The 20,694-nt window shown below is 61.1% G+C and carries 20 protein-coding genes and 3 pseudogenes; 7 read left to right on the top strand and 16 right to left on the bottom strand.

Translation table 11 applies throughout. The features are described 5' to 3' along the window. The 3 genes from RWK44_RS03105 to hemC all read right to left on the bottom strand — a co-directional run bounded on the left by RWK44_RS03105 (nucleotide 1) and on the right by hemC (nucleotide 2,970). Complete coding sequence (locus RWK44_RS03105) at nucleotides 1-1,269, bottom strand: COG4223 family protein (protein ID WP_316028348.1); 1,269 nt, start codon at nucleotides 1,267-1,269, stop codon at nucleotides 1-3. Between the two features lie 68 nt (nucleotides 1,270-1,337). Beyond that, nucleotides 1,338-2,033 (bottom strand): uroporphyrinogen-III synthase, encoded by a 696-nt coding sequence (locus RWK44_RS03100; RefSeq protein ID WP_168255928.1) that lies wholly within the window; start codon nucleotides 2,031-2,033, stop codon nucleotides 1,338-1,340. Between the two features lie 7 nt (nucleotides 2,034-2,040). Then, nucleotides 2,041-2,970: a hydroxymethylbilane synthase gene (hemC, locus tag RWK44_RS03095; RefSeq protein WP_168283356.1), complete on the bottom strand. Its 930-nt coding sequence runs from the start codon at nucleotides 2,968-2,970 to the stop codon at nucleotides 2,041-2,043. A gap of 72 nt (nucleotides 2,971-3,042) precedes the next feature. Between hemC and tsaD the strand changes: the two genes are divergently transcribed. From tsaD to RWK44_RS03070, 5 genes are read left to right on the top strand one after another with little or no spacing between them, the layout of a single operon-like run. Beyond that, nucleotides 3,043-4,140: a tRNA (adenosine(37)-N6)-threonylcarbamoyltransferase complex transferase subunit TsaD gene (tsaD, locus tag RWK44_RS03090; protein ID WP_168283357.1), complete on the top strand. Its 1,098-nt coding sequence runs from the start codon at nucleotides 3,043-3,045 to the stop codon at nucleotides 4,138-4,140. Then, the gene (locus RWK44_RS03085; protein ID WP_168283358.1) at nucleotides 4,137-5,120 is read left to right on the top strand and encodes an NAD(P)H-dependent glycerol-3-phosphate dehydrogenase; all 984 of its coding nucleotides are present in this window, start codon (nucleotides 4,137-4,139) and stop codon (nucleotides 5,118-5,120) included. The genes tsaD and RWK44_RS03085 overlap by 4 nt, the downstream gene beginning before the upstream one ends. A 9-nt stretch (nucleotides 5,121-5,129) precedes the next feature. Then, a complete protein-coding gene (locus tag RWK44_RS03080) occupies nucleotides 5,130-5,423 on the top strand; it encodes a YciI-like protein (protein ID WP_003543605.1) in 294 nt (97 codons plus the stop codon). Nucleotides 5,424-5,425: 2 nt separating this feature from the next. Next, complete coding sequence (locus RWK44_RS03075; protein ID WP_003543603.1) at nucleotides 5,426-5,857, top strand: EVE domain-containing protein; 432 nt, start codon at nucleotides 5,426-5,428, stop codon at nucleotides 5,855-5,857. Beyond that, nucleotides 5,854-6,501, top strand: coding sequence for a class I SAM-dependent methyltransferase (locus tag RWK44_RS03070; protein WP_168283359.1), 648 nt, complete (start codon nucleotides 5,854-5,856; stop codon nucleotides 6,499-6,501). Before RWK44_RS03075 ends, RWK44_RS03070 begins: the two co-directional genes overlap by 4 nt. Here the strand turns inward: RWK44_RS03070 and RWK44_RS03065 are convergent. From RWK44_RS03065 to RWK44_RS03025, 9 genes and pseudogenes are all read right to left on the bottom strand, one after another. Continuing rightward, nucleotides 6,467-6,648, bottom strand: a pseudogene (locus tag RWK44_RS03065) (ornithine cyclodeaminase family protein); the annotation flags it as partial. The gene RWK44_RS03070 and the pseudogene RWK44_RS03065 sit on opposite strands and share 35 nt — an antisense overlap. 551 nt (nucleotides 6,649-7,199) lie before the next feature. Beyond that, a pseudogene (locus RWK44_RS03060) lies at nucleotides 7,200-7,612 on the bottom strand (DUF3830 family protein). After that, a pseudogene (locus RWK44_RS03055) lies at nucleotides 7,609-7,788 on the bottom strand (hypothetical protein); the annotation flags it as partial. The pseudogenes RWK44_RS03055 and RWK44_RS03060, both read right to left, overlap by 4 nt. A 24-nt stretch (nucleotides 7,789-7,812) precedes the next feature. Next, a complete protein-coding gene (locus RWK44_RS03050; RefSeq protein WP_168283360.1) occupies nucleotides 7,813-8,541 on the bottom strand; it encodes an amino acid ABC transporter ATP-binding protein in 729 nt (242 codons plus the stop codon). Continuing rightward, nucleotides 8,538-11,471 carry an FAD-dependent oxidoreductase gene (locus tag RWK44_RS03045; RefSeq protein WP_410056129.1) on the bottom strand — a complete coding sequence of 978 codons (2,934 nt, stop codon included), beginning with the start codon at nucleotides 11,469-11,471 and terminating at the stop codon, nucleotides 8,538-8,540. The genes RWK44_RS03050 and RWK44_RS03045 overlap by 4 nt, the downstream gene beginning before the upstream one ends. An 11-nt stretch (nucleotides 11,472-11,482) precedes the next feature. Continuing rightward, nucleotides 11,483-12,373 carry a 4-hydroxy-tetrahydrodipicolinate synthase gene (gene dapA, locus RWK44_RS03040; RefSeq protein WP_168283361.1) on the bottom strand — a complete coding sequence of 297 codons (891 nt, stop codon included), beginning with the start codon at nucleotides 12,371-12,373 and terminating at the stop codon, nucleotides 11,483-11,485. Between the two features lie 15 nt (nucleotides 12,374-12,388). Further along, nucleotides 12,389-13,075, bottom strand: coding sequence for an amino acid ABC transporter permease (locus tag RWK44_RS03035; protein ID WP_316028347.1), 687 nt, complete (start codon nucleotides 13,073-13,075; stop codon nucleotides 12,389-12,391). Nucleotides 13,076-13,152: 77 nt separating this feature from the next. After that, a complete protein-coding gene (locus RWK44_RS03030; RefSeq protein WP_222370050.1) occupies nucleotides 13,153-13,989 on the bottom strand; it encodes an ABC transporter substrate-binding protein in 837 nt (278 codons plus the stop codon). A 115-nt stretch (nucleotides 13,990-14,104) separates the two neighbouring features. Next, entirely contained in the window at nucleotides 14,105-14,758 is a 654-nt protein-coding gene (locus RWK44_RS03025) for a GntR family transcriptional regulator (RefSeq protein ID WP_316028346.1), read from the bottom strand. Between the two features lie 112 nt (nucleotides 14,759-14,870). On the opposite strand from RWK44_RS03025, the gene RWK44_RS03020 reads away from it, so the two are divergent. Both RWK44_RS03020 and RWK44_RS03015 read left to right on the top strand, forming a co-directional pair. Then, complete coding sequence (locus RWK44_RS03020) at nucleotides 14,871-15,554, top strand: GntR family transcriptional regulator (RefSeq protein WP_027666893.1); 684 nt, start codon at nucleotides 14,871-14,873, stop codon at nucleotides 15,552-15,554. 209 nt (nucleotides 15,555-15,763) lie between these two features. Continuing rightward, a complete protein-coding gene (locus RWK44_RS03015) occupies nucleotides 15,764-16,021 on the top strand; it encodes a CrpP-related protein (protein ID WP_168283364.1) in 258 nt (85 codons plus the stop codon). A 195-nt stretch (nucleotides 16,022-16,216) separates the two neighbouring features. Here the strand turns inward: RWK44_RS03015 and RWK44_RS03010 are convergent, their stop codons facing one another. The 4 genes from RWK44_RS03010 to RWK44_RS02995 form a co-directional block, all read right to left on the bottom strand. Beyond that, complete coding sequence (locus tag RWK44_RS03010) at nucleotides 16,217-18,019, bottom strand: adenine deaminase (protein WP_316028345.1); 1,803 nt, start codon at nucleotides 18,017-18,019, stop codon at nucleotides 16,217-16,219. 163 nt (nucleotides 18,020-18,182) lie between these two features. Beyond that, on the bottom strand, nucleotides 18,183-19,154 hold the full coding sequence (locus RWK44_RS03005; protein WP_316028344.1) for an ornithine cyclodeaminase family protein: 972 nt from the start codon (nucleotides 19,152-19,154) through the stop codon (nucleotides 18,183-18,185). A 151-nt stretch (nucleotides 19,155-19,305) separates the two neighbouring features. Next, complete coding sequence (locus RWK44_RS03000; RefSeq protein WP_170260925.1) at nucleotides 19,306-19,953, bottom strand: amino acid ABC transporter permease; 648 nt, start codon at nucleotides 19,951-19,953, stop codon at nucleotides 19,306-19,308. After that, complete coding sequence (locus tag RWK44_RS02995; RefSeq protein ID WP_316028343.1) at nucleotides 19,950-20,618, bottom strand: amino acid ABC transporter permease; 669 nt, start codon at nucleotides 20,616-20,618, stop codon at nucleotides 19,950-19,952. Before RWK44_RS02995 ends, RWK44_RS03000 begins: the two co-directional genes overlap by 4 nt. Nucleotides 20,619-20,694: the final 76 nt, after the last annotated feature.

Genomic DNA, 20,694 nt, shown 5'->3' with positions numbered 1-20,694 from the left:
TCATCCCTCCTTGCCGGTGCCTGAGACCGCCTTCGACAGCGCCCCGCCGACCAGTTCCTCGACGCGTATGCGCGCTTCGAGCGACTGCTTGAAGGCGGCGGACGCCTGTTTGCCGAGGGCGGGCAGGCTGTTCCATTCGGCGGAAGCGCCGGGCAGGTCGCCGTTCTTCACCTTCTCCTCCATGCGGGCGGCGATGGCTTCGACGCTTTCACCCTCGATATTGCCGACGGGACGAACGCTCACCAGCGATTTGGCGCTCGACATCAGCCGGTCCGACCAGCTCTGGTTCGAATCCGGCTGGTTGACGGCTTCGACGATCGCGGTGGCGACATCGGGAACCTCGCCCACCAGCTCGGTGCGTGAGGGAACGCCGGTTTGGGCAAAGGCTCTGAGGTCAGCGACGGCTGGATCGTCGGGGGCAACACCGGCGAAGGTGTCGAGCTCGGCCAGGAACGGGCCACCGCGATCGATCGCCGCCTTCAGGGCGGCGGCCGCGATCGCCCGGGCAACGGCGACGTCCTCGCGCGGCTCGTTCAGCTTCTTTTCGGCCTCTTCGAGGCGCTTGGCGATATCGGCGCCGTTCGTCGTCTGCTGCTCGGAAGACTGGGCAAGCGTCGAGCGCAGCTGGTCGACCTGACCGGTCAGTTCCGCAATCTTCTTGTTGAGTGCCTCGACGTTACCAGAATCGGCCGGCGCGCCGGCCGCGGGGGCCTTGGCAGCCGCTTCCAGCGCAGCGACACGTTTCGCAAGCTCGCCGTCATCTGTGCTCACCGGATTGGCGGCAAGGTTGGCAACGGTCTGTTTCAGGCCGTCGATCTCGCCGGCAAGATCGGCCGTCTCCGGCGATGTCGTCTGCGGCGTGGAGGAGCCCGGGAGGTAACCCGCATACTGGATGGCGCCGGCGCCAAGCAGCGCCACGAGGCCGCCGAAGATGCCGGCGGCAATCGGGCCGGAGGTGCCGGCGCTCTTCGGCGCGGGCTGTTCAGGAGGAGGGGTGAAGGGAGGTTCTGGAGCTGCCGGTTCCTCCTCCGGCGCATCCATCACGGGCTTCTCTTCATCTTGGGCATGCGACGCAGTCTCGGTTTCGGGCGCCAGGCCGGCATCGGCGGTAGTGCTGTCGGCCTCGCCGGTTTCATTGTCTACCGGTTTTTCGGTATCGGCTGCAGCGGCGAATTCCTGTGCATCAAGGTCGATCGTGACCGGTTCGTCGGCGCTCTTCGAATGGCGTGGCGGGTTTCCCGATACCATGAGGTCCTCTTTATCCTGCATTGCAACGAAACTAGACAGTGATGCCAGTTAAGGGAAGAGGTTAGATCAAATTTGGGCAGCTAGAGCCTTCAAAGCAGCGACAAAAGGCTTTTCTCATCCGCCATCGGTGAAATCTCGACGCTTTTTTTCAGAGCCGCCGGAATGGCTTGCGCCACCGCTTCGCTGAGGCATAGAAGGCGGGCTGCACAGTGTTCCGGCAGGGCGGGCACTTGGAAGAAATCCTCGGCCGTCTGCCGGGAATAGAAGAGAATGGCGTCCGGGTAACCGTTAGCGAAGATCGCGTCGATCTCGGCGGGATCGGGGACGGCGGGCTGCATGCGGTAGCATTCGGCGACGGAAAAACGGATGCCGAGTTCTCGCAATCTTCCTTCAAAATTCTCGGCGCGCGGGGTGCCGGCGAGGTAGAGCAGCGTGACCGGTTTCTCCGCCGCGACGAGATCGGCGAGATCGCGGCCGTTGCCCTGGGATGAGGCGATGGATCGGAAACCAAGGTTGCGCGCTTCTTCGGCCGTCGTTTCGCCGACCGCAAAAAGCGGGCGGGCAAGATGCGGGTGAAGTTGCTCGCCGAGCGCGGAGAGGACCCTGATGGCTTCGGCGCTGGTCACCGCGATTGCGCCGCTGGTGGTTGCAAGCGCGTCTGCGGCGGCATCGCTGTCGTGCAGCGGCTGACGCAGCGGCAGCAGCAGCGGCTCGTGGCCCATATCGCGCAGACGTTGTGCAGTTCTCGTCGCCGAATGCGCGGGGCGGGTGACGAGCACGCGCATGGCCGCTTCAGTGCCAGTCGTCGAAAAAGGCGCTGCCGGCCCTGGCGCGCACGTCCTGGCCGGCGCGGGTGCCGAGTGCCGCCGCATCGCGGCGGTGGCCGTCGGTCGTCACCGCATGCTGGCTGCGGCCGTCGGGAGTGATGATGAGGCCGGAGAACCGGATCAGGTCGCCTTCGCAGACGGCGTAACCGCCGATCGGCGTGCGGCAGGAGCCGTCGAGTGCGGCGAGGAAGGCGCGTTCGCAGGAGACGGTGTCGAAGGTCGGGCCATCGTTAACAGGTGCCAGCAGATCGTCGACCCTGGCATCGCCGATGCGGCTTTCGATGCAGATCGCTCCCTGCGCCGGCGCCGGCGGGAAGGTGTCGGGGTCGAGGATGTCGGTCAGCACGTCGACCTTGCCGAGACGCTTCAGGCCGGCAAGCGCCAGCAGGGTCGCGTCCACCTCGCCCTGTTCGAGCTTGCGCAGGCGGGTTTCGACCAGGCCGCGGAAGGTGACGACGTTGATATCCGGCCGCATGCGGCGGATCAGCGCCTGGCGGCGGAGCGACGAGGAACCGACGGTGGCGCCATGCGGCAGGTCGATCAGCTTTCGGGCGGTGCGGCCGATGACGGCGTCGCGGATATCCTCGCGCGGCAGGTAGGCGGAGAGATAAAGCCCCTCGGGCAGCTTCGTCGCCATGTCCTTGGCGGAATGCACGGCGAAATCGAGCTCGCCGGCTGCAAGCTTCTGTTCGAGCTCCTCGGTGAACAGGCCCTTGCCGCCGATCTCGGCCAGCGACCGGTCGGTGATGCGGTCGCCCTTGGTCGTCAGCACGACGATCTCGAACATGTCCTCGGGCAGATGATGCGCCGCCATCAGCCTGTCGCGGGCCTCATGCGCCTGGGCAAGCGCCAGCGGGCTGCCCCGCGTGCCGATCCGGAAAGGTTTTGTTTGCATCCGTTCTATTCCGTTGTTACCGGAGTTCTCGTAAACGGGTTTCCATCCCATCGCAATGAACGAACAGGCTTCATGGTTCCCTTTCTGCGCATCCTTGGCATCGAAACGAGCTGCGACGAGACCGCCGCCGCGGTCGTCGAGCGCGATGAGGAGGGGCATTCCAATGTGCTGTCGGACGTGGTGCTTTCCCAGCTCGACGAACATAGCGCCTATGGCGGCGTGGTGCCCGAGATCGCCGCACGCGCCCATGTCGAAGCGCTGGACGAGCTGATCGAGGAAGCGCTAACGCGCGCCAATGTGTCGCTCAACGATGTCGATGCCATCGCCGCCACGTCGGGGCCGGGGCTGATCGGCGGGCTGCTGGTGGGGTTGATGACCGGCAAGGCGATCGCCAGAGCCGCCGGCAAGCCGCTCTATGCGATCAACCATCTCGAAGGCCATGCGCTGACGGCGCGGCTGACGGACGGGCTTTCCTTTCCCTATCTGATGCTGCTCGTCTCCGGCGGCCATACCCAGCTCATTCTGGTGCGTGGTGTCGGACAGTACGAACGCTGGGGCACGACGATCGACGATGCGCTGGGCGAAGCCTTCGACAAGACGGCAAAGCTGCTCGGTCTGCCCTATCCCGGCGGCCCGGCGGTGGAGCGGATGGCGCGGGACGGCAATCCCGATTGCTTCGACTTTCCGCGGCCGCTGGTCGGCGAAGCAAGGCTCGATTTTTCCTTCTCCGGCCTGAAGACGGCGGTGCGGCAGGCGGCGCAGGATATCGCGCCGCTTAGCGATCAGGACGTCGCGGATATCTGCGCCTCGTTCCAGAAGGCGGTTTCGCGGACGCTGAAGGACCGTATCGGCCGCGGCCTGCAGCGGTTCAAGACCGAATTTCCGACGACCGGTGAAAAGCCGGCGCTCGTCGTTGCCGGCGGTGTCGCCGCCAATCTCGAACTGCGCGGCACGCTGCAGGCGTTGTGCGACAAGAACGCCTTCCGTTTCGTCGCGCCGCCGCTCAGGCTCTGCACCGACAATGCGGTGATGATCGCCTGGGCGGGACTGGAGCGGATGGCGACCGGCGCTGCGCCGGATCCGCTCGACGTGCAGCCGCGTTCGCGCTGGCCGCTCGATTCCAATGCGGAGACGCTGATCGGCTTCGGAAGACGAGGGGCCAAGGCATGAGCGAAAACATCGCCGTCGTCGGATCGGGGGCTTTCGGCACGGCGCTTGCCGCCGTCATCGCGCTTGCCGGCCGCAGCGCCGTGACACTCGTCGGGCGCGATCCGTCCCTGATCGCCGATCTGAAGGCCGAACGGCTGCATGATGCGGTGCTGCCCGGCATTCTCCTGCCCGATACGCTGGAATTCTCCGCCGAGGCGGATGCGATCACTGGTGCCTCCATCGTGCTGTTTGCGATGCCGTCGCAGGCGCAGGCCGATGCGGCGCGGCAATACGGACCTTATCTTTCCAAGGATGCTGTCGTCGTTACCTGTGCCAAGGGTATCGAACGGGCGACCGGCAATCTTTTGACCGACATGCTGGAACGGGAACTTCCGGACCATCCCATCGCCGTGCTCTCCGGCCCGGGTTTTGCCGCCGATATCGCCAAGGGCCTGCCGACGGCGATGGCGATTGCTGCAGCCGACATGGAAATCGCCGAGCGGCTCGCTCTGGCGATTTCCGGGCGGACCTTCCGGCTCTACGCTTCCAATGACCGGATCGGCGTGCAGCTCGGCGGCGCGCTGAAGAATGTGCTGGCGATCGCCTGCGGCATCGTCGAAGGCCGCGGCATCGGCGATTCCGCACGTGCGGCGCTGATTGCGCGCGGACTTGCCGAAATGTCGCGTTTCGTCGTCGCCAAGGGTGGGCAGGCGGATACGGTGCGCGGACTTTCCGGCCTCGGCGATCTGGTGCTGACGGCAACGAGCCATCAATCGCGAAACCTGCGCTTCGGCATCGCGCTCGGGCGCGGCGAAAAGACCGATCCCCTGCAGGGTGCGCTGGTGGAAGGCGCGTTTGCCGCTTCCGTCGCCTCGCGGCTTGCGGCGGAGTTGAAGGTCAGCATGCCGATCACCGATGCCATTTCCGCCATCATCGACGGCAGGCTCGATATATCAGAGGCGATAGAGCAGCTGATGACGCGTCCGATCACCACCGAATAGGAGACAGACATGCTTTTCGCCCTTCTCTGCAAGGACAAACCGGGACACCTGAACGTGCGCATGGATACGCGTCCGACACATATCGAGCATCTCAACAAGCTGAATGCCGAGGGCACGCTGAAGATCGCCGGCCCATTTCTCGATGACGACGGCAAGCCCTGCGGCAGCCTGATCATCGTCGAAGCGGAATCGAAAGAGGCGGCGCGTGCGCTTGCCGATGCCGATCCCTATGCCAAGGCCGGACTATTCGAAAGCGTCGACGTCAAGGCCTACAACTGGGTCTTCAACAAACCGGAGGCGTGAGCATGGCGCACTGGCTCTATAAATCCGAACCTGCCTCCTGGTCCTGGGAGCAGCAGAAGGCTGCCGGCGAAAAGGGCACGGAATGGACCGGCGTCCGCAACTATCTGGCGCGCAACAACATGCGGGCGATGCAGATCGGCGACAAAGGCTTCTTCTATCATTCCAATGACGGGTTGGAGATCGTCGGCATCGTCGAAGTCTGCGCCCTGTCGCACCCCGATTCTTCCGCCAAGGGCGATCCGAAGTGGGATTGCGTCGATATCCGCGCCGTCATGGACGTCCCGAAGCCGGTGACGCTGAAGGATGTCAAGGCGAGCGAGAAGCTCGCCAAGATGGCGCTCGTCACCTCGATGCGGCTTTCGGTGCAGCCGGTGACGGAGGAAGAATATCTCGAAGTCTGCCGGATGGGCGGATTGGACAATCCGCCGCGTTGAAGACCGACCCGCAAGCCTTCATCCGCGCCAATACCAGCCTGATGTCGCCGCCGCATGTGCCGGAGGTTTCGCTCTATCTGGCGAGCGAGGCGCATGAGCTCTGGCTGAAGACCGAGGAGGAGCTGGAGGCGATCGGCCTGCCGCCGCCCTTCTGGGCTTTCGCCTGGGCAGGCGGGCAGGGACTGGCGCGCTACGTTCTCGATCATCCGGAAACGGTGCGCGGCAAGCGCGTGCTCGATTTCGCCAGCGGTTCCGGCCTTGTCGGCATTGCGGCGATGATGGCCGGTGCCCGGGAAGTCACGGCCGCCGATATCGATCCCTGGACGGAAGCCGCAGTCCGGCTGAATGCCGAGGCCAACCGCGTTTCGCTCGGATTTACCGGCGCCGATCTGATCGGGCAGGGCGTCGATGCGGATGTCGTGCTTGCCGGCGACGTCTTCTACGACCGCGCTTTTGCCGACGCGCTCGTTCCCTGGTTCGCCAAGCTAGCAGCCGACGGCAAGCGGGTGCTGGTCGGCGATCCCGGACGCAGTTACCTGCCGAGAGAGCGGCTGGAATTCTGCGCGGTTTATGAGGTGCCGGTGACGCGGGCACTGGAGGACAGCGAAATCAAGAAGACGACAGTGTGGCGGTTCGCTCCCTAAAGCGCGTCGCGGCGGCAAGATCAGCCAACGCCGTTCCGACCGCCTTGTAGCGAGTGATCTCATCGTTGGACGTCCGCGCTGGACTATCCGGCGACACAGTTCGTCAAGTGTCGCACGCACCGCATCTGTAGACATGACGCCACCTCGACGGGAACCGTCGGCACAGCACCGCCTTACCTGTTCGACAGGGCTATCACAGCGTCATTGCGCATCACCATCTCTATATGTGCGCAGAATACTGAGAGACGGACGAGGAGGAATTGGCGGCGAAGCCATGAGCCTCTGTAGAAGAGACATCTTACGCGCTTTTGGCTGCTTCTGCGACGGAGGCAGTTCTTGCGCCGCTCTTTTCGCAAGTTCGAAGTCAAAATCAAAAGACATTTCGGGCCTCATCCACCATTTGGAAATCTCGAAGAGAATCTCCAAAACCAGCACGCAGGAAACGTGCCAACCGCTGCTGGCGCGGCGGCGTCAGCCCTGTCGCCTCGCGCTGGATGATTTTAGGCCGGGTCGGCCTAAAATCTGAATCCTGTTCTAAATTAAATAGTTAGAGCATGATGGCATCCGAAAACCGCCCACACTTTTCGGCATCATGCTCTAGAGCGCCGCGCGCCTTTTCAGACGCGCAAAGAACGCTATAGCACTTTGAATTTGCGCATAATTTTCCGAAAACCGATTCCGATTTTCGGGGTTATGCGTTAGGATACGGCCTCAAATCGAATGGATTGCGCGCCTTCCCACAGCGTGAGGCGCCCTATCTCGGCGAGTTGGTCGAGATTGGATGTGATTGTGATGAAATGATTGCCAGCCAGTTGGCCCATTTTCGATGAAAAATCGACGCCTCCGTAGGCAAGCAGGATTTCCGTTTCGCTAATGCCTCCCGGGTAAAGGATGATGTGACCGGGGCCGGATGGCTTGTATGGTTCTCATAACCGACGCCGAAATCATGGTCGCCAAGCGGGATCCAAACGCCCTCGCCAGACCAGCGAACGTGCACGATTTTACCATCGAACGGCATCTGCTTGATGAATGCTTCACAGGTTTTGGGCGCTCTGGCAGTTTCCAGGACAGCGTCGAAGATGAATGGCCCTGCTGTAATTTTCAGTTTCATGATGTCGCTCTTGTTAGATTTGACTGTTTGTTGATTTGTCTCGCCGCGGCTTTCCGATATTGCCCGTGGCCCTTAGTACCCACCAGGACGCCGTTTTCGACGACAGGCTTTCCGGCGACAATTGTCGTTATCGGCCAGCCGGTGATCTCGATCCCCTCGTAGGGCGAATAGTCTGCGCTAGTTGCTCACAAGCCTGACCTTCAGTGCTGCAGGATTTTGCCAAGGAAAGCTTCGGTCCGCGGATTGTGTTTGCCCGCGAAAAACTCCTCGCTCGGACGATCCTCGAGGATCTCGCCCTGATCGATGAAAATAACGCGCGTCGCCACTCGGCGGGCAAATCCCATCTCATGGGTGACGACCATCATCGTCATGCCGTCCTTTGCCAATCCGGTCATGACGTCGAGCACTTCGGAAATCATTTCCGGATCAAGCGCGGATGTCGGCTCGTCGAAGAGCATGGCGAGCGGATCCATCGCCAGCGCCCGCGCGATCGCCACGCGCTGCTGCTGCCCGCCGGAGAGTTGGCTTGGATATTTTTGCGCGTGGTCCGTCAGCCCGACGCGATCAAGAAGCGCCATCGCCTTCGCGTGGGCCGCGGTTTCGCTGCGGCCAATGACAATCTTCTGCGCCAGCATGATATTGCCGATGATCGTCAGATGCGGAAACAATTCGAAGTTCTGGAAGACCATGCCTACCCGTGTGCGAAGGTTCGGCAGGTCGGTCTTCGGGTCGCCGACTTCGATACCGTGCACCCGGATCGAACCTTCCTGAAACTGCTCGAGCCCGTTGACGCATTTGATCAATGTCGATTTGCCCGACCCCGAGGGACCGCAGACAACCACGACCTCACCGCGCTCGACGTTCACCGAGCAGTTCTTAAGGACAGCGAACTGACCATAATATTTGGTAACGCCAGCGATCTCAATCATGCCCGGCCTTTCTGGAAACGCGAGATGGAAAAGGGTTGCAAGGCTCTATCGGTCTCGCGACCGAGAACGAGCCGAGATGTTAACTGGCCGACGATCGGGCCGAGCGTATAGCCGTTTGAAGTGACGGCGTTGAAGAACCCGGGCATTGACGGATGTTCGCCAAGGATCGGCGCACCATCGATGTTGATGTTCATCGCCGCCCAGCTTCGGATGACGTGAAGTTTGCGCAGAGCGGGAACGACGTGCTGGGCAACCCAAAGGTTCCCCTCAAGGCTCGACAGGAGCGGGCGTGGATGTTGATGGACCGGATCGAGGCCTGCGGTCCAGCCGCCGCCGATGATGAAGTTCCCGTTTGCCGCCTGCTTCAGGGTCAAATGGCGGTCGGCATGGGCGACGAGACACGAAATCAAAGGTGCGGCGGCCTCGGTAACCACCATCTGCAGCGGAGCACCGAATACGGGCACGTCGATACCGAGCATCGCGCCGATCCTTGAAGCGAAGGCTCCGGCTGCATTGACGATCCGTTTTGCCCGCAATATGCCCCTCGATGTCTTGACCTCGAACCCGTCGTCCGAGGTCCTTATTCCGGTGACCTCGCAATTTTCGAAGACTTGAGCGCCGTCTCGCCGTGCCGCCTCCGATATATATTGCGTAGCGACGAGAGGATTGATCTTGCCCTCCTGGGAGCAGTAGGCAGCACCGACGAAGTGAGAAGACAGGGCAGGCTCCAGGGAGCGCAGTTCCTCTTGCCCGATCAAGCGGCAATCGATCCCGGCCGCGCGCTCCACCCCGACCTTTTCTGCCAGAAAACGCATGTGGTCATCGGTTTCGGCCACCATGAGGCCGCCCGTGACCTTCATCTCGAAATCCTGTCCGAGCTCGCTTTGCAGCGCGGCCCAAAGAGCGATTGAATCGCGCTGGAGGGGAAGTGTTTGTGCGGCCGCTCCGCCGCCACCTTCGGCACGGGCACCATGGTCGAAGGAAAGCAACTGGGCATGAAGGCTTCCTGCATTCCCTCCTGATGCCAGCGAGTTCGCAAAAGCACGCTCCACTACCACAACGTCCTCGCCTTCCCGGGCAAGGAAAAGCGCCGTCGAAAGGCCTGCAATGCCTGCGCCGATTACCAGCGTGGACGTTTCTTTCACCGGCAAAGCTTGAGGGCTCGCCAATGGGGGCTTTTCCGGCAAAAGTGCGCGCTTGTGGCCGCCCCATTCCGGCTTCTCGACCGCAAGCGCCGCCAGCGGAATAGGGCGAAGTGGCATTTGCGGCGCGAGAAAACCGCTTGTCTCGCCGGTGAGGTGCCGTTCCTTCGCGACGTCAGCGATCGCTTTGCTGCAGTAGCGGCTCTGACACCGCCCCATGCCTGCACGCGACAGGCGCTTTAATGTCGAAACGTCCTGCGCACTATTTGCGCTGAGCGTCCTCAAGACACCGTAAGTCACCCCTTCGCAACGGCAGATCAATGCATCATCTGGCGGAATTGCCGTCTTTGTCTTTGCATCGTCCTTCGGCGCAAAGACCTGCCAAAGCGCCCTCTGAAACCGTCTATGGCGGGCAAGTCTTTTCACCACGCTTTCGTCGGTTTGGACAAGGAAGCCCAATCTTCGCGCAATCGCGGCGGCGGCGATCTGCCCTTCTGCCATTGCAACATGCGCGCCGCCGAAACGCGCCGCTTCACCGACAATATGCACGTTGGCAAGCGTTGTCTGACCGTCGAGATCCCGCATTGCCCGCAGATCGCCGTCAGTGACCTCATGGCCGCATCCGAGTAGCCGGGACAGCTCATTGGAGGATGTGAAATTGCCGCCGATAAGGACCGTGTCAGCATCGAGACTGGTCTCGCCGCCTGGTCCGGCGAACGTGACGCTCTCCACACGCTGCGAACCGTCGATCGAGGTGAGTACGCTATTCCAGCCTATCTTGACGCCCGCGGACCCAAGCGACGATATCTGGTGCAATCCGTGACGGGCGAGAGCGGGATCCGTTGTCAGAAGGCCGAGGGCTGCTGCAGGGCGAGACCAGGGTGGCGGCGCTGCTTCCAGCAAAGCGACTATGGAGGCTCCTGCCTTTCGAAGTTCGTTTGCGACCTGCATATTCAAAGGACCGTTTCCGGCAATAACGATCCTTCGGCCGGGCACGGTTCCGTAGCTCCTCAGCAACGTCTGGGCGGCTCCTGTTGTCATCGCACCAGGAAGTGTCCAACCCCCCACCGGCGTTGGGCGTTCGTAGGCCCCCGTCGCGATGATGAGTATTTTCGGCTTGCAGTAAAACGCATGGCCGGGGCCATAGCAGGCGATAATAAGCGAACCGTCGTCGTCACGTGCGGCACCCCACACCACCGTAGCGGTTAGAAATATCACGCCGTGATCGCGCACTTGCCCTATAAGCGCTGCGCCGGATAAAGCCTGCTCGTCGCCACTCAATCGCTCGGCGGCGCTCCGTGTCGAGGGTTGTTTGAAATACTGCCCGCCGGCAGACGGCCGTTCATCAATGACAGTCACCTTGGCGCCGGCCGCGGCAAGGATCTGCGCGGCGGCAAGCCCCGCAGGCCCCGCTCCTACGATGAGAACGTCCATCGTCCTTGTCGTCAAGGACTGCGGCACACCGCAGAGATCGGCAATCTGACCAGTGGCAAGATCTGGCCGCGCAGCAGGGCGCAGGACCTGCATGTCATTGTCGACAGTGGTCATGCAGGCCCGCTGGCTGACTTTTCCGTCGATCGTCACGAGACAGTCGTGACAGACACCCATTCCGCAGAAGAGGCCACGGCCGTCGCCTTTGATGCCTCGGGAAAATTCATGCCGCCCCGTGGCCTCGATGGCGGCGGCAACAGACATGCCTTTTTCGGCAAATATCTGCAGACCGTCGACCGAGAGCCTGACCCGCGCATCGTCGGGCCTCAAACTCTGGTTTATGGAAGCGACGGGCATCATGGAATTCCTCAGACGCTGAACGTCAGACCGAAATCGGCCACCAGCCTCTTCATGGCGGCGTCCTGCGCGGGTGGCAACGGCAGGCGCGGCGGACGCGGCAGGCCTGCGCCAAATCCCATATGGGTCAGCAGTGACTTCGTTCCTGCGACATAGGCCTGGCCCCCGACCGCCTGAATGACAGGCAGCCATTTGAGGTAAAGCTCTCTTGCCTCATCGAACTTTTTCTCATTTGCGACAAGTTCGAAGATCCGCGCCATCGGTCCTGGCGCAATATTTGAAGCCACTGCCACCCAGCCCTGCGCACCCATAACGAAAGACTCGAACCCGAGAATACCTCCGAACACAGTCATATCGTCGCCGGCCAGCCGGATGATATCGCGCACGCGCGTCACTTCGAGGGTGGACTCCTTGATATAGTCGCAGCCGTCGATTTCGGCGATGCGCTTGACCAACTCCGGCGTCAGGTCGACATTTGCGGTCGCGGGATTGTTGTAGACCATAATCGGGATGGCCACGGCAGACGCAACGCTCTTGTAGTGGTGAACGAGTTCGTCATCCGTTGGGGTCGAATAGAACGGCGGAATAATCATGACGCCGTCAGCTCCCATTGCCTCGGCCTTGACGCTAAGGCGAACGGACTCCCGCGTATCTTCCGCTCCCGTGCCGATCAGAACAGGCACCCGTCCCGCGACGGTTTCGATGACGGTCCTCGCCACACCATCGCGCTCTTCCTCGCTGAGCGACAGAAATTCACCCGTCGATCCAAGAGGGATCAGGCCATGTATACCTTCCTTGACCTGCCAGTCGGTGAAGGCAGCCAGCCCCTTCAGATCGACCGCGCCGCTGGGATCCAACGGAGTAATCATCACGGTGTAGACACCGCGGAACGTCTTCTGCATTTGAAAATCCTGGTTCTAGCGCTTCTCGTTAATGGAAAGCCGAGATCCGGCTTGACCGAGACGCTTTTCGATATGGCTCTGGAAGAAGTCCCAGAGTGTTGTGAGGAGGAGGTAATAAATCGCCGCGACCGCAAACAGTTCGAGCACCATGAACCGCTCCTGGATGAGAACCTGGGTCCGGCGAAGGAGTTCTTCGACCGAGATGACGGAGGTGACGGAGGTCGTTTTCAATAGACCGTTCACCGAATTGCCGAGAGGCGGAACGATAACTTTGAAGGCTTGCGGCATCACGATGTAGCGCATGATCTGACGCTCCGTCATGCCGAGCGCGCGCGCCGCCCTGGTCTGGCCTTCCGGTACGGCTTCGATACCGGCGCGAATGATCTCCGCGAGATAAGCCGCCTCGTTGAGAGCCAATCCGAGCAACGCCGCCTCTATGAACTTGATGCCGAACAGCGGAAGCGCCGTGTAGATCGCAATCAACTGTACAAGAAGCGGCGTGCCACGAAAAAGCCAGATATACGCCTTGGCAAGGGAGTATGGCACCCGCCGCGACGATCGCCGCATCAATGCAAGGGCAAAACCAAGAATTAGCCCCGCAACCAACGAGACGACGGTGAGCCAGACAGTCGTGAACACCCCGCCAAGTATAAAGGGGTTGAACAGGTAACCGAAGAAGCCAGACCAGTTCCAAAGCGACATGAAGACGACCTTCTGCAAGAGGGCTGGCGCGACGTGGTCGCGCCCCGCCTCATCTCTAAACGATCTTTGAAATCAGTTCAGCGGCCGGGGCCTTTGACCGAATAGTCACCCGCGACCATCGGCAGGCCGTATTTGTCAAAGAGCGCCTTCAGAGATCCATCCGCCTTCATGTCTTTCAACGTTGCAGACACGGCATCAGCCAAAGCCGGGCTTTTGAATGCGACAGAAACCGGAGCGGGGTAGAGGCCGCTGATTGCCCGTTTGAAGTCGCCGCGAGAATCGTACTCCTTGGCGACGGCGTCGATCGACACGACACCCTGGACCTGGCCCGCCCGCAGAGCCTGGAAGGCCAAGGCGAAATTATCGAACGTCTGGATGGTCAGGCCTTCTTTGCCCGCGTCACGCAGTTCCTTGTCGAGAAGGCGTGTCTTTGTTTCCTCGAAACCACCAATTTCGACACCGATCGTCATGCCGGCCAGATCATCTTTTGCAGCGACGTTTTTCTTCGAATCCGGCGCCACGGAGATGCTGATGGCCTGATCTTCATAGGGGATCATCTGCATGATCTTGGCACGTTCCTCGGTGAAGAAAATGCCCGTATTGATCATGTCCCAGCGGCCAGCTTGCAGACCCGGAACCATCGCGGAGAATTCGATGCGGACATATTCGGGCTCAAGGCAAAGGCGTTTGGCGATCTCTTTGCCGAGGTCGATGCGCATGCCCTTCAGATCACCCGTGGAATCGATGAACTGGAGCGGAGGAAGCGTTGGATTGGTCGACATGACGAGCGTGCCGGGCTTGATCAACTCGCCTGCCGCGACTTTGGGTTCGCAGGATTGAGCGAAGGCAAAAGACGCTGTGACCGACAGGAAGGACGCGGCAAAAAGGCTGCGAGAGAAGTGTGAACGGAGCATGGAGAGCCTCTGGAGTTCGGTTCTTTATCGTTGGATCCCGACAGTGCATTCAAGTGGGATCCCACTTTTATACAAAAGTCCACCGTAGAAGCAAGTGCATTCTCAACTCATTGATTCAGTAGTTCGCAAGCACGCCCTGACGGACGACTTCGAGATGGTCGGTCATGGCTCGGCGAGCCGCCTCGGCATCGTTGGCGGCCAAGGCAAGCAGGATCGCTCGATGTTCCCGCACGCCCGGCTTTGCCCGCACCACAGGCAGCTGCCGCTCGAAGATCGTTGTGTAGCGCCGCATCTCCCCGATAGTGGTTGCCATAAAGGGGTTGCGGCTCTCGCTTGCGATATAGTTGTGAAGCGCATCGTCAAACGCCCAAACCACCTCTGGGTCAGGTTCGGGGTCGGCCTCGACCTCGTCAAGCATCTTTGTCAAAGGGTCCAGTTCAAGTCGCGAAACATGGGGACTGGCGAGCGCGGCCGCCGTTGGTTCGAGCAGCATTCTCATGGTGAGACTGTCAAGGTAATCCTTGAGACTGATGACCCTGACCGAGAGAACGCCTTTTTCGTTTCTGACAAGTAGTCCCTCTCCTTCAAGACGTCCCAGCGCGTGGCGCATGGGAGAACGCGAAACGGCATGTTTCGTCGCCAGGCGGCGTTGCTGGATGACCGATCCCCCCGCGAGCCTGGCTGATAGAATATCGGCCAGCAGGGAACGGTAGGTTTCGTCAGCAAGGCTGGAGTCGCCAACTTCATTCAGACCATCGTCCATCTGCACTCGTTCCAGTCCTTTTCCAAATCGGCTATCATATGTAACAAGTGATCGCGTAAGGAAAGCGCGGTGCCGCGTCGAGCGGCCAACGCCCTAAAGAACAAGGAAATAGCAACCGGTGACAGACGCCTTAGCGGCCCCGGGTCGGAAAATTGCGGAGAAAGGGCAGCATAATCTTGCATCGCTGACCTACAAGGCCGTGTCCGACATGATCCGGCATCGCCGGCTGAAAGGCGGGCATGTCATCGTTGAGGCAAGGCTTGCCGAGACACTCGGGATTTCGAGGACACCGCTGCGCGAAGCGCTGCAGAGGTTAGAAGGCGAAGGCCTGGTTCGCAAGGGCGATGGCCGAAACTACGTCGTGCGACAGGTGGATGTCGGCGAGTATCTTCAAAGCTTGAAACTGAGGTTGTTGATCGAACCTGAAGCGGCGGTACTGTCGATCAACGCCATTCCGCGGCGGCTTTTGATCAGCGTCCGGCAGGAAATCCACGACCTTTTGGATGCGACGGCGTATCACACAGACGCGCACTGGTTCTCGGACGACAATCTCCATAATATGATCATTGATCATTGCGGCAACGCGGTCATGGCAAAGGTACTGCGGGAGCTTCGGGCGACCACGCGTCTCTTCGAAATCGACCGCCTGAAAGATCGCCTGAAGCCGGACTCCACGGAACACCTCGTTATCATCGAGGCGATCGACCGGGGCGATGTTGAGGAAACGCGCCGAGCTGTCGCCCAACACATCGAAAGCCTAATCGCATTTACGCGAATGCATCTACAAGTCGCTGACCTCTAGTATTGCAGTTGCATTTTTGTGTGTCACGGCAAGAGTTGGATGCGGGTGGAGGCGGCGGGCGACACCGGCCCGTGGTGGCAGGAGGTTATTCTGGGGTGTGGTCATTGGACGCTTGTCACCGCAACTGTCCCAAATTAACCCATTAATTAGCATTCACTTGCATGCGCGGACTACGATGCTACCGTCGCCGGCATCGTGGGGGATCGCGTATGACGATTGAAGAGCTGATCGATCTGCAGGAAGCGGGCTCAAGGGCGCGGGTGCTCGGCCTGAAGGCTCACGAAAACCCATACCTCGCCGCCCATAGGATGCCGACTGGTGATACCAGCGCCCTCGGCGATTGGCTTGCGCGTCACGACGCGTGGAAGTTCGGATGGGAAGCAGAGGACGCTAGCCGCGAAGATAGAATTGCTGCGCACTTCAAGGATCTGATCTCGACTGCCAAACAACGTGCGCTCGATGCCTAACGTTATTGATCGTGGTTTGTTAGAGCGGTTCAGCTTTTAACGGAAGCGCAGAACCGCTCTATCCTTTTGTTTTTACGCATTCCGGACGGAAAACCGCTTCGCACTTTTCCTGGAATTGCTCTAGCGACAAATTCGGTTTTCTTGCCCCGTCACGGCGAAGGATCGGCACCTCTTTCACCATCGGATTGCCAGCTTTCAGGCCTTTTCGAAGAGCGGCGAGATCACCATTTCCGGCACCAGCACCAGGCCCTTGTCGGTTATCCGGATTTCCGGGATGACCGATAGCGGGATAAGGTTGAAGCCCATATAGGCGATGGTGCAGCCTGCCCTTTCCCATTCGAGCTTCAAGGCCTTTACCTTGTCCGCGACCTGGTGCACGCGCTTGTCGGACAAAAGCCCGGCGATCGGCAGTGGCACCATGGCCGTCACCTTGCCGTCCATGACGACACAGACGCCACCCTGCTTTTCCTCGATCGCGTCGAGCGCCACCTGCATGTCCGCGGCATTGGTGCCGGCGACGATGATGTTGTGGCTGTCGTGGCCGACCGAGGATGCGACAGCCCCTTGTCTGAGCCCGAAGCCGTTGAGCAGTCCGTGGGCGACATTGCCGGCAGACTTGCCGTGACGTTCCACCACCGTCACGAAGCAGAGGTCGTGCTTGTCGAAATGGGCTTGCCAGTCATTGGCCGGTTCCAGCGTGACGATGACATGGCCAAGGGTAATGCCAGGCAGCTCCGTCCTGATCGTATGAGCGACGACCGTCTCCGTCGGTAGGTCCGGTGTCAGCTTGAGATTTTTCGGCAGCTTGACCGTGTGGTAGGCGGCATCCGGATAGCGGTACGGTTTCGATAGGGCTTCGTCGAGGATCGGCGTGATCTTCTTGCCGTCGACGACGAGTTCGCCGCCATACCAGGTGCTGATCGGCGTAAGGTCGTCGCTGAGAAGCACCAGGTCGGCGCGGCGCCCGCCGCCCAGACCGCCGATTTCGCCCTCCATGCCGAACCGCGTCGCGCCGTGCAGCGAACCCATCGCCCAGGCCTCTTCCGGCCTCATGCCGTATTTCACGGCTTCGCGCGTTACCCAGTCCAGGCCGAAGGCGAGCAGATCTTCCGCATCACGGTCGTCGGTGCAGACGGCGACGCGCTTGTGGGAAGCGCCGAGCTCGGTGATCGTCTTGATCGCCTGCGGCAGCGAATGCCAGGGAGTCGTCGGCGGGCCGCCGCGCAGGAAGATCCACACGCCGGCTTCCAGCAGGTCGTCGGCAATGTCGCGGTCGATGGCTTCATGCGTGTCGGTAACGCCGGATGCGGCATAGGCGGCAACGAACTCTCGTCCGTAGATATGGCCCGACACCGGCCTGCCACGCCCGAGTGCTGCAGCCAGGATCGCATGGCTGCGCTCGTCGCCCATCGCAACGGGGACAAAATCCATTTTCTCACCGAGAGCCACGGCTTCCGGCCATTTGTCGAACAGGGCGGCGATCTTGTCCGGCGTCAGGTCGCCGCCGGCTGTTTCCAGATCCGGCGTCGTCGCCGGCACGGTGCTCGGCACGGTTAGGAAGATCGACAGCGGCGCCTGCCGTGCATCCTCGAGCATGGCCTCGACGCCGGCGACGTCCATGACATTGCCGATCTCGTGGCTGTCGCAGAAGATCGTCGTCGTGCCGTTGAGGAGCGCCGCTTCCGCATAGGCGCAGGCCGTCACCATCGAGGATTCGATATGGATATGCGGATCGACCAAGCCCGGGGCGATGATGCCGCCCTTTGCGTCGTAGAGCTTGGCACTCCCGCCTCTGTAGCTGCCGGCCGGCTTCACGGCTGCAATGCGGCCCCCCGAAATCCAGACTTCGCGTCCGTCGAGAAGGCGCTCCGAATAGGTGGACAAGACGCGTGCGCCCTGGATAACCAGGTCGGGTTCGCGACGAGCGGAGGCGACATCCGCAAGACGGCGGGTCATGGTCGAGAGCGGCTGAACGGAGAAGCGGGTAAGCGTGCTCATGTAAACCTCATTTCCAGGGCTCGGGGAGGGCAGGCGAGATTGTAGGGAACGCCGTCGGCGGAAGGAAGCACCAATAGTTCTTGCCTCTGGCGCAGGTCCTGGACTACCGGAGACGAGCAACAGGCGCGTTCCGATCGTTCGCGATCGCCCGGACCAGAAGACGTCAGCCGGCGACCGAGGCGGCTTCATACACCATCGTCGCGGCGGCAAGATCGGCCAACGTCGTTCCGACTGCCTTGTAGAGGGTGATCTCATCGTTGGACGTCCGCGCTGGAACATCCCGGCGGCTCAGCTCGTCAAGTGTCGCACGCACCGCATCTGCAGAAATGACGCCAGCGCTGATCGGCTGAACCAGATCGCCCGCTTCGTGAAGGGCTTCGTGGGTGTCGATATAGACAGACGAGCGTCGAAGCGCCTCGTCATCGGCCTCGCGCATCGCCGGGGTGAAGCCGCCGATCAGATCGACGTGGGTGCCCGGCCTCAGCCATTCGCCGCGGATAAGCGGTGCGGTCGCCAGCGTCGCCGCACTGACGATATCGGCCTGCCGCGCCGCTGCCTCCAGATCCGTGACGGCTGCGGCCTGGAGCCCCTGTTGCCGGAGGCTCTGCGCCGGCCGTTCGGCGCTGGCGGGATCGATATCCCAGATATCGACGTCTGCGATCGGCCGGACGGCGCGGTAGGCATCGGGTATGAGGCTCGCGACGCGGCCTGCGCCGATCACCAGCAGACGGCGTGCATCCTTTCGGGTAAGATAATCCGCGGCAAGGGCAGATGCCGCTACCGTGCGGCGCGTGGTGATCGTGTTTCCGTCAAGGAGCGCAAGCTGCATCCCGGTCCGGCCATCATAGAGCATGTAAGTCGAGGTCAAACCGGGAATGCCGCGCAGCGTGTTGCCGGGAAAGACGGTGACGATCTTGATCCCAAGGTAGCGCTCCGACCGGTGCGTTTCATGCCAGGCGGGCATCAGAAGCAGCGTCGCATCCGGCTCGCCGCTATTGGCTATCGTGTGGTGATGCCGTACCGGCACGACACAGCCTTCGGCAAATGCTTGCCGCAGGGTCGCGACCAGTGGGCCGAAAGGGAGAAGCTCGCCCGTTGTCCGGGCATCGAGAATACGGATTTGTGTGTCGGTCATGGAAGCGATCTCTCAGGAAGGTCTGACTGCTGGATAAAGCGAATCCTGTGCGATTGAACGAGAGCCGCGTCGCCGCTGCGCGGCGCACCAAACCGGCATCGGCCCTTTGGACACTTCGTTGCGATCGGCATGCGGAGCACCTCGGCACCGCTCAGCCAAACGCCGCTTTCTTCTCCAGAATTCTGGCGTATTGCGTCAGCGGGTAGCACAGGGCGAAGAAGATCACCGCGACGAGACCGTAGACCTTGAAAGGTTCGAAGGTCGCGTTGTTGATGGCGTTCGCGGTTTTCAGCAGTTCGTCGAAGCCGAGGATCGATGCCAGTGCGGTGCTCTTGATCAACTGGACCAAGAACCCGACGGTCGGCGCACGCGTGATCCGGAAAGCCTGCGGCAGGATGACAAGGCGAAGTTCGAGGAGACGATGCAAGCCCAGGCTGGCTGCGGCGTCCCATTGCCCGCGCGGCACTGCCTCGACACCGCTCCGCCAGATTTCGGCAAGATAAGCGCTGGCGTAGAACGTTAGACCGCAGACGGCGGCGGTCCATGACTCGATCCGGAAGCCGAGCATCGGCAGGCCGAAGAACATCAAAAACAGCTGCATCAGGAGCGGCGTTCCCTGAAACAGGGCAATGTAGCCGGACGCGAAGCTGCGCGGCCAGCGTGTTTTCGATATCCGTGCAGATAGAATCGCCAGGCCAACGATGGCGCCGCCGGCAAAGGCTGCGAGCGAAAGCAGCAGAGTCCAGCGTGTCGCGAAGACAAGATTGCGCAGAATGTCCCAAAAGGTGAACTCAATCATGTCAGACCGGCTCCCAGAAAACGGCGTTTCCCGGCGAAAAGGAGCCGGCGAAGTGCGGCGGACATCGCAAGGTAGATCAACGTCGCCACCAGATAGGTCTCGAAGGAGCGAAAGGTGCGTGATTGAAGCAGATCGGCCTCCTGCGCCAACTCGCGGACGGATATTTGCGAAACCACCGCCGATTCCAGCATCATGATGATGATCTGGCTCGTCAGCGCCGGAAAAATGATGGCGATCGCCTGCGGCAGGATGATCTTGAAGAATACTAGCCGAGGCCTGAGGCCGAGTGCCTGCGCCGCCTCCTTCTGGCCTCTCGGTATGGCATCGAGCCCGGCTCCGACCACCTCGATCGTGTAGGCCGCCATGTTGAGGGTCATGGCAAGCACGGCGGCAGTGATCGGATCGAGGCGAATGCCGAGGCTAGGCAAGCCAAAGAAGATGAAGAACAGCTGCACCAGGAATGGCGTGTTGCGCATGATTTCCACATACAGGCCGACGACTTTGCGCAACCATGGATAAGGTCCCCGGCGCGCGGCTGCGCCGAGAATGCTGAGAATGATCCCGAGGACCGATGTGGAGACCGTCAGTGCAAGCGTCGTGCCTGCGCCATAAGCCAGAGCTCCCATTCCGTCCCAAAGCCAATTGAAATCGAGGCTGTATTTCATCGCTTGTCCTTTGGAGCCGGATGATCCAAGCCGGGCCGACCGAATCCCGACCCGCCTCTCAAGCAAAGAATTGGAG

The organism is Rhizobium sp. 25PS6 (assembly GCF_032464655.1).
GTDB classification, from domain to species: domain Bacteria; phylum Pseudomonadota; class Alphaproteobacteria; order Rhizobiales; family Rhizobiaceae; genus Rhizobium; species Rhizobium laguerreae.
This window is presented reverse-complemented; position numbering and strand designations above follow the sequence as displayed.

Coding starts and splice junctions, on each gene's coding strand:
- RWK44_RS03035 (WP_316028347.1), bottom strand. CDS start 13,075: ATGTCGCTTTGGAACTGGTCTGGCTTCTTCGGTTACCTGTTCAACCCC.
- hemC (WP_168283356.1), bottom strand. CDS start 2,970: ATGCAAACAAAACCTTTCCGGATCGGCACGCGGGGCAGCCCGCTGGCG.
- RWK44_RS03100 (WP_168255928.1), bottom strand. CDS start 2,033: ATGCGCGTGCTCGTCACCCGCCCCGCGCATTCGGCGACGAGAACTGCA.
- tsaD (WP_168283357.1), top strand. CDS start 3,043: ATGGTTCCCTTTCTGCGCATCCTTGGCATCGAAACGAGCTGCGACGAG.
- RWK44_RS03005 (WP_316028344.1), bottom strand. CDS start 19,154: ATGACCGACACACAAATCCGTATTCTCGATGCCCGGACAACGGGCGAG.
- RWK44_RS02995 (WP_316028343.1), bottom strand. CDS start 20,618: ATGAAATACAGCCTCGATTTCAATTGGCTTTGGGACGGAATGGGAGCT.
- RWK44_RS03080 (WP_003543605.1), top strand. CDS start 5,130: ATGCTTTTCGCCCTTCTCTGCAAGGACAAACCGGGACACCTGAACGTG.
- dapA (WP_168283361.1), bottom strand. CDS start 12,373: ATGCAGAAGACGTTCCGCGGTGTCTACACCGTGATGATTACTCCGTTG.
- RWK44_RS03050 (WP_168283360.1), bottom strand. CDS start 8,541: ATGATTGAGATCGCTGGCGTTACCAAATATTATGGTCAGTTCGCTGTC.
- RWK44_RS03030 (WP_222370050.1), bottom strand. CDS start 13,989: ATGCTCCGTTCACACTTCTCTCGCAGCCTTTTTGCCGCGTCCTTCCTG.
- RWK44_RS03015 (WP_168283364.1), top strand. CDS start 15,764: ATGACGATTGAAGAGCTGATCGATCTGCAGGAAGCGGGCTCAAGGGCG.
- RWK44_RS03075 (WP_003543603.1), top strand. CDS start 5,426: ATGGCGCACTGGCTCTATAAATCCGAACCTGCCTCCTGGTCCTGGGAG.
- RWK44_RS03000 (WP_170260925.1), bottom strand. CDS start 19,953: ATGATTGAGTTCACCTTTTGGGACATTCTGCGCAATCTTGTCTTCGCG.
- RWK44_RS03010 (WP_316028345.1), bottom strand. CDS start 18,019: ATGAGCACGCTTACCCGCTTCTCCGTTCAGCCGCTCTCGACCATGACC.
- RWK44_RS03085 (WP_168283358.1), top strand. CDS start 4,137: ATGAGCGAAAACATCGCCGTCGTCGGATCGGGGGCTTTCGGCACGGCG.
- RWK44_RS03105 (WP_316028348.1), bottom strand. CDS start 1,269: ATGCAGGATAAAGAGGACCTCATGGTATCGGGAAACCCGCCACGCCAT.
- RWK44_RS03045 (WP_410056129.1), bottom strand. CDS start 11,471: ATGCCCGTCGCTTCCATAAACCAGAGTTTGAGGCCCGACGATGCGCGG.